3 protein-coding genes are annotated in these 6,917 nt (G+C 74.6%); 2 read left to right on the top strand and 1 reads right to left on the bottom strand.

Annotated elements, in window-relative coordinates:
* Together E1211_RS13270 and E1211_RS13265 are read left to right on the top strand one after the other, a co-directional pair.
* Positions 1–2,333: bifunctional diguanylate cyclase/phosphodiesterase (locus E1211_RS13270; RefSeq protein WP_243709520.1), on the top strand; the 2,333-nt coding region annotated here is incomplete at its 5' end.
* Positions 2,334–2,392: 59 nt separating this feature from the next.
* Entirely contained in the window at positions 2,393–4,834 is a 2,442-nt protein-coding gene (locus E1211_RS13265) for a glycoside hydrolase family 2 protein (protein WP_132348930.1), read from the top strand.
* Between the two features lie 149 nt (positions 4,835–4,983).
* Here the strand turns inward: E1211_RS13265 and ilvD are convergent, their stop codons facing one another.
* On the bottom strand, positions 4,984–6,831 hold the full coding sequence (ilvD, locus tag E1211_RS13260; RefSeq protein WP_132348928.1) for a dihydroxy-acid dehydratase: 1,848 nt from the start codon (positions 6,829–6,831) through the stop codon (positions 4,984–4,986).
* Positions 6,832–6,917: the final 86 nt, after the last annotated feature.

Here is a 6,917-nt window from a genome sequence, read left to right as displayed (position 1 = left end):
CCGCCCCTCTCCGCGCCCCCGTCCTCCGTCGAGCGGCGCCCGAGGGCGCCGTGCTCGCCGCGATCGCGCTGCTCGTCCTCGCCGGCGCCGCCCACCTGTTACCGGCCGCCGCGGTGGTCGCGCTCGCCGGTGGTGCCGGCGCCACGCTCGCCGGGGTACGGCTCACCCGGCTCGCCGTCCGCCTCCCCGATCGGCAGCCGCGACCGGCTGTCGCGTTCACCGCCGAGGGCGGCTCGACGGGGAGCGTGCCCGGCAGCGCGACAGCGCCCCGCCGCCCCGCCGTCCTGCTGCTCGACGCCGCCGTGGTGGCCGCCGGGCTCACCGCGGCGGTGCTGCCGTTGCTGGGCCCGGAGCGTCGGGGGACGAGTGTCGCCGGTCTGATCGTGGTCGCGCTGCTCGGCCTGCTCGGCCTGCGTGGCCTGCGCGAGGGCGCGCGGCCACCGGCCCGGGTCCGGCTGCGCCGGCTCACCGACGCGGGCGCCCCGGCGGCCGGGCTGGCCCTCGCCGGCTGGCTGCTGCTGCCCCGGGCGACCGCGCCGGCCCCGGATCGGCTCGCCGCGTCGGTGTTGCTCGGCGTACTCGGCGTCGCCGGACTCACCGCGCTGACCGGCGCGCACCGCCGTCCCGGCGCGGCGACCTGCCGGGGCGGGCTGACCCTCATCCTGCTCGGGCTGCTGGCGTCGGCCCTCGCGGACCCGGGGGCGTCGGCGTGGCCGCTGCTGCTGGCCGTACCACCGCTGCTGGTGGGGATGCTGCTCGTCGCCGCCGGTGCGGCCGGGGCGGTCGCCGCCCTGCCCGCGGCCGTCTCCCCGGCCCCGGCCTGGCTCCGGGCGGTGGTGCCGGCGGTGGTGCTGCTGCCGGCCGTGGGGCGGCACCTCGACGCGGGCCTGCCGACCGACCACGCCACCGTGTTGCTGGCCCTCGCGGCGGTGCCGCCGCTCGTGCTCCGCGAGCTGCTCCGCGCGGGGGAGGTGCGCCCGGGACGGGACCGCGGTGAGCGGGCCGGGCCCGCCACGGCGCCGGCCGGCGATTCACCGCCGCGGACCGCGGCCGTCCCGGCGACCGTGGTGGCCGCCCCGGCGCCGCCGCCGCTGGACGGGCTCGCCGACGGACCCGCCCTGGGGCGGGCCCTCACCGTGCTGGCCGGGAACCCGGCGCCCGCCGGAGCGCTGCTCGTGGTGGAGCTGCACCTGCCCGACGGCGACGCGCCGTCGGCGCCGCGGGCCGGTGTGCTCGCCGAGGCGGTACGGCGGGCCCGCGCGGTGGTCGACCGCCGGGACCTGCTGGCGCAGGTCGGCGACGCCGGGTTCGCGGTCGTCACCGAGGCGGGACCGATGCGGGCGTACGCGCTGGGCGACCGCCTGCTCGCCGCGCTCACCCAGCCCTACCAGCTCGGCGGCGCGGTGCTCCGGGTGCCGGCGAGCATCGGCCTGGCCGAGGTCACCACCGGATCGCCGCAGGACGTGCTGCGGCAGGCCGATCTGGCCCGGCGGCGGGCGGTCCAGCTCGGCCGGGACCGGGTCGAGTGGTACGACGCCTTCCTGGAGGAGCAGCTGGTCCGCCGGCTCGACCTGGAGCGGGAGCTGCCCGGTGCGGTCGCCCGGGGCGAGCTGGACCTGGTCTACCAGCCGGTGCTGCGGCTGGGTGACCGGCAGCCCGTCGGCACCGAGGCGTTCCTGCGCTGGCGTAGCCCGGTGCTCGGCACGGTGCTCCCCGACGAGCTGTTCCCTGTCGCCCGGGACCTCGACATCGTCGGTGAGCTGGAGTGGTGGGTGCTGGATCGGGCGTGCCGGCAGCTCGCCGAGTGGTCCGCGAACAGCCGGCAGCTCTGGATGTCGGTCAACGTGACCACGGGCGAGTTGACCACGCCCGACTACGTGCAGCGCACGGCGGCGGTGCTGGCCGCGTACGGCGTGCCGCCCGAGCAACTGGTCGTCGAGGTGGCCGAGCCGTGCATCGGGGACGAACTGTCGACCGTGGTCGCCCGGCTGGCGGGGCTGCGGTCGCTCGGCGTGCGTACCGCCCTGGACCATTTCCGCGCCGAGCACGCCTCCCTGGCCCAGCTGCGGCGGCTGCCGATCGACCTGTTGAAGGTCGGCGCCGGGCTGGTCGATCCGGCGCCGGACGCCCAGCGCCCCCTCATCGACGTGGTGGTGAACGTCGGTGACCGGCTCGGGGTCGAGATCGTGGCGGAGGAGCTGGAGTCCTCCGTCCAGGTGCAGGGCGCGCGACGGGCCGGCTGCCGGTACGGGCAGGGCTTCGCGCTCGCCCGGCCTGCCACGGCGGAGCGGGTCGAGGCGTACCTCGAGGAGTTCCCCTCCGCGTCCCGGTGACGGGCAGGCGTCGCCGTACCCTGAACCGTCCGGGAGATCAGGGAAGGCGCGGTGAGATCGTGAGCCAGCAACCGCTGCACGAGGGCTGGGTACTGCGGGCGGTACCAGGGCCGCAGGTGCCGCCGGAGGTCGACGACCGGGAGATCCCGGCGACGGTGCCCGGCTGCGTGCACACCGACCTGCTCGACGCCGGGCTGATCGCCGACCCGTTCCTCGACGACAACGAGCGCACGTCGGCGTGGATCGGGCAGACCGACTGGGTTTATGAGACCACGTTCCGGTACGAGCCGGACGGCGCGGAGCGCGTCGATCTGGTCTGCGCCGGTCTCGACACGGTCGCCACGCTCGCCGTCAACGGTGTCGAGGTGGGCCGCACCGAGAACATGCACCGCGGCTACCGCTTCGACCTCCGGTCGCTGCTGCGGGCCGGCGACAACACCCTGACCGTCCGGTTCGACTCCGCCTACCGCTACGCCCAGGCGCAGCAGGAGCGGCTCGGCGACCGGCCGAACGCCTACCCGGAGCCGTTCCACTTCATCCGGAAGATGGCCTGCAACTTCGGTTGGGACTGGGGGCCGACCCTGGTCACCGCGGGTATCTGGCAGGAGATCGCGCTGCACACCTGGTCGACCGCGCGGTTGGCGACAGTACGCCCGCTGGTGACCCTCGACGGCGCCGACGGTCGGGTGGAGGTGCACGTGGAGGTCGAGCGGGAAGGCGACGCTCCGCTGACCGTCCGCGCCGAGGTGGCCGGCGTGGTGGCCGCGGTGACGATCCCCGCGGGGGAGCGGGCGGCGGTGCTCACCCTCACCGTCGACGAACCCGCCCGGTGGTGGCCCCGCGGGTACGGCGAGCAGGCCCGGTACCCGCTGGTGGTGACCCTGCTCGATCCCGCCGGCTCCACTCTGGACGAGTGGACGCGGCGGATCGGTTTCCGCTCGGTGCGGCTGGACACCGCGCCGGACGCGCACGGATCCGCGTTCACCCTGCACGTCAACGACATCCCCGTCTTCGTACGCGGCGTGAACTGGATCCCCGACGACACCTTCCCGACCCGGATCACCCGGGACCGGCTCGCCGCGCGCTTCACCCAGGCCGTCGACGCGAACGTCAACCTGCTGCGGGTCTGGGGCGGCGGCCGGTACGAGTCGGCGGACTTCTACGACCTCGCCGACGAGCGCGGACTGCTGGTGCAGCAGGACTTCCTCTTCGCCTGCGCCGCGTACCCCGAGGAGGAGCCGTTCCGCACCGAGGTCGAGGCGGAGGCGCGGGAGCAGGTCACCCGGCTGGCCGTGCACCCCTCGCTGGTGCTCTGGACCGGCAACAACGAGAACATCTGGGGCTGGCACGACTGGGACTGGCAGGAGCCGCTCGCCGGGCGTACCTGGGGGCGCGGCTACTACCTGGAGCTGCTGCCCAGCGTGGTGGCCGAGCTGGACCCGACCCGGCCGTACTGGCCGGGCAGCCCGTGGTCGGGCCGGGAGGACCTGCACCCGAACGACCCGGCGCACGGCACCACGCACATCTGGGACGTCTGGAACACCGACGACTACACGAAGTACCGCGCCTACACGCCACGCTTCGTGGCCGAGTTCGGATACCAGGCGCCGCCCGCGTACGCCACGCTGCGCCGGGCCCTCTCCGACGAGCCGCTCGCGCCCGACTCGCCGGGCATGGCCCACCACCAGAAGGCGGCCGGCGGTGACGCCAAGCTCCAGCGCGGCCTGGACGCGCACCTGCCGCCGCCCCGGGACTTCGACGACTGGCACTTCCTGACCCAGCTCAACCAGGCCCGCGCGATCCAGCTCGGTGTCGAGCACTTCCGGTCGCTACGTCCGGTCTGCATGGGCACGATCGTCTGGCAGCTCAACGACTGCTGGCCGGTCACCTCCTGGTCGGCCGTGGACGGCGACGGTCGGCGCAAGCCGCTCTGGTACGCGCTGCGCCGCGCCTACGCCGACCGGCTGCTCACCGTGCAGCCCCGCGACGGTGGGCTGGCCCTGGTCGCGGTCAACGACGGCGGCACCCCGTGGCGGGCCACCGTCTCCGTGGACCGGGTGGGCCTGGGCGGCGAGCCGCGGGCGAAGGCGACGATGGAGCTGGACGTCCCCGCGTACGGCGCGGTGACGCTGGCGGTGCCGGCGGAGCTGGCGCGGCCGGACGACGCCCGGCGGGAACTGGTCGTCGCCGACGCGGGGGGCGACACCGCGCGGGCGTTCTGGTTCTTCGCGGAGGACAGCGAGATGGAGTGGCCGGCGGCGCGGTGGGACGCGGTCGTCGAGCCGGTCGAGGACGGGCAGCGGGTGCGGGTCACGGCCGGCACGATCCTGCGCGACCTCACCCTCTTCCCGGACCGTCTCGATCCCGCGGCCGAGGTGGACGAGGCCCTGGTCACCCTGCTGCCCGGGGAGTCGGCGACGTTCCTCGTGCGCACGTCGCGCCCGTTGGACCCGGCCGCGCTGACGAGCCGGCCGGTGCTGCGTTGCGTGAACGACCGCTGAGGGCGGCGGAGATCGGCCGCCGTCACCGCCACCCGGCGCGCTGTCGTCGCTCGTCATCGCCCTGAGCGCGGACAACTGGGCCGGCGAGACCCGTGATGGACCGGGGCTCCCCGTCACCGCGAGGCGACGGCGGGGAGCCCCGGCACCTGTCACTCCGGGACGCGGCGGTAGGCGCCGTCGCTGGCCGAGGTGGCCATCGAGGCGTACGCCCGCAGTGCGGCGGAGACCGGCCGCTGCCGGTCGGCCGGGGTGTACGGGCGGTCCCGCTTCTCCTCGGCGACCCGGCGGGCCTGGAGCACGTCCTCCGGCACGTTCAGCGCGATGGAGCGGGCCGGGATGTCGATCACGATCTCGTCGCCGTCGCGGACGAGCGCGATCAGCCCGCCGGAGGCGGCCTCGGGGGAGACGTGCCCGATGGAGAGCCCGGAGGTGCCACCGGAGAACCGGCCGTCGGTGAGCAGCGCACACGCCCGCCCGAGCCCCCGGCCCTTCAGGAACGAGGTGGGGTAGAGCATCTCCTGCATGCCGGGGCCGCCCTTCGGCCCCTCGTACCGGATCACGACCACGTCGCCGGCGACGATGTGCTTGTTGAGGATGGCCTCGACGGCGTCGTCCTGCGACTCGAAGACCTTCGCGGGGCCGCGGAAGGTCAGGCACTCCTCGGGCACGCCCGCGGTCTTCACCACACAGCCGTCCGGCGCGAGGTTGCCGTGCAGGATGGCCAGCCCACCGTCGGCCGAGTACGCGTGCGTCACGTCCCGGATGCAGCCGCCGGCCGCGTCGGTGTCCAACGACGACCAGCGGTTGGTGGTGGAGAACGCCTCGGTGGTGCGGACCCCGCCCGGTGCGGCGTGGAACAACTCGGTCGCCTCCGCGGTGGCCTTCCCACCCCGGATGTCCCAGTCGGCCAGCCACTGCTCCAGCGAGGGCGTGTGCACGGAGTGGACGTCCCGGTGGAGCAGACCGGCCCGGTCCAGCTCGCCGAGGATCGCCGGGATCCCACCGGCCCGGTGCACGTCCTCCATGTGGTACTGCGGCGAGTTCGGGGCGACCTTCGCCAGGCAGGGGACCCGGCGGGAGATGGCGTCGATGTCGGCCACCCCGAAGTCCAGCTCGGCCTCGCGGGCCGCGGCGAGCAGGTGCAGCACCGTGTTCGTGGAGCCGCCCATCGCGACGTCCAGCGCGACCGCGTTCTCGAACGCCGGCCGGGAGGCGATCGACCGGGGCAGCACCGAGGCGTCGTCCTCCTCGTACCACCGCTTGGCGATCTCGACGACCGTCCGCCCGGCGTCCAGGAAGAGCGACCGGCGGGCGGCGTGGGTGGCCAGCGTGGAGCCGTTGCCGGGCAGCGCGAGCCCGATCGCCTCGGTGAGGCAGTTCATCGAGTTGGCGGTGAACATGCCGGAGCAGGAGCCGCAGGTCGGGCAGGCGGAGCGTTCGATGGCGCCGAGCTGGTCGTCGGTGACCGCCTCGTTCGACGAGGCGATCATCGCGTCGATCAGGTCGATCTTGCTGTGCACGATGCCCTCGATCGCCACCGTCTTCCCGGCCTCCATCGGGCCGCCGGAGACGAAGACGGTCGGGATGTTGAGCCGGAGCGCGGCGAGCAGCATGCCCGGAGTGATCTTGTCGCAGTTCGAGATGCAGACCAGCGCGTCCGCGCAGTGCGCGTTGACCATGTACTCCACGGCGTCGGCGATGAGCTCCCGGCTGGGCAGCGAGTAGAGCATCCCGCCGTGGCCCATCGCGATGCCGTCGTCGACCGCGATGGTGTTGAACTCCCGTCCGACGCCGCCGGCCTCGGCCACCGCGTCGGCGACGAGGCCACCGAGCTCCTTGAGGTGGACGTGACCCGGTACGAACTGGGTGAAACTGTTGGCGATGGCGACGATCGGCTTGCCGAAGTCGTCGTCGGTCATCCCGGTGGCCCGCCAGAGGGCCCGGGCGCCGGCCATCGTCCGACCGTGCGTGGAGGTCTTCGACCGCAGCTCAGGCATGCGTACCAGTCTTGCACCGCGCCGGCGCGGGCCCCCCGACCGCGTATCCCGTGTCCCAACAGATGCACATCCGGGGCCCCACGGAG

Source organism: Micromonospora sp. 15K316 (assembly GCF_004348525.1).
Taxonomy (GTDB): Bacteria; Actinomycetota; Actinomycetes; order Mycobacteriales; family Micromonosporaceae; genus Micromonospora.
This window is presented reverse-complemented; position numbering and strand designations above follow the sequence as displayed.